Here is a 1,003-nt window from a genome sequence, read left to right on the forward strand (position 1 = left end):
GTTCATCTACTGTAAATAATTGAACTTTCGGAAATTGTGATGCGTACTTTTCTGCTACTTTTTCATTACGCGGACGGTAAAAGTTTTTAGCTGCAATTTCTTGCCCTTTTTCTGAGTACAAATATTCAAGRTACCCTTCTGCTACTTTTTTCGTTCCTTTTTTATCAACRACTTTATCTACMACTGCTACTGGCGGYTCTGCAAGTATACTAATGGAAGGAGTTACAATTTCAAATTTATCTTTTCCAAGTTCTTTTTGTGATAATAACGCTTCATTTTCCCAAGCGATTAACACATCACCAATTCCTTTTTCGACGAATGTTGTCGTTGCCCCGCGTGCACCAGAATCAAGTACTTCCACGTTTTTATAAATTTGGCCAACAAACTCTTTCGCCTTATCTTCACTATTATTGTACTTTTTCAGCGCATATCCCCACGCCCCTAAATAGTTCCAACGTGCTCCTCCAGATGTTTTCGGATTCGGTGTAATGACAGACACACCTTTTTTCGTTAAATCATCCCAATCTTTAATTCCTTTCGGGTTTCCTTTTCTCACAAGAAATACAATCGTTGATGTATACGGAGTAGAATTATCCGCAAGTCGCTTCTGCCAATCTTCTGCTAGTTGTTTCTTCTTGCTAATCGCGTCAATATCATACGCGAGCGCTAGTGTTACAACGTCTGCTTCTAAACCGTCAATAACGGAGCGTGCCTGACTTCCAGATCCCCCGTGTGATTGCTTTACATTCACTGTTTGACCATGCTTCTCTTTCCAATACTTCGCAAAGTCTTTATTAAAATCTTGATACAACTCACGAGTCGGGTCATACGAAACATTTAAAAGCTCAACTGTCTTTTTATCCCTGTCTCCTTCAGAAGTACTAGTGGATGTTGCCGAACCACAMCCTGACAAAAGRACAAATGCTGATAATAAAACACCTGTACTTTTCATTAATGCTGTCTTACTCCACTGTTTCATATATATAGCCCCCTTAGTTTGTAC

The 1,003-nt window shown here is 39.2% G+C and carries 1 protein-coding gene; it reads right to left on the minus strand.

Features of this window, described 5'->3' with window-relative positions:
* On the minus strand, positions 1 to 979 hold a 979-nt coding region (locus AC1DJR_RS31350; RefSeq protein ID WP_477004397.1), incomplete at its 3' end, for a sulfate ABC transporter substrate-binding protein.
* Positions 980 to 1,003 lie beyond the last annotated feature (24 nt).

The sequence above is a fragment of the Bacillus sp. 05T31 genome (assembly GCF_056396725.1).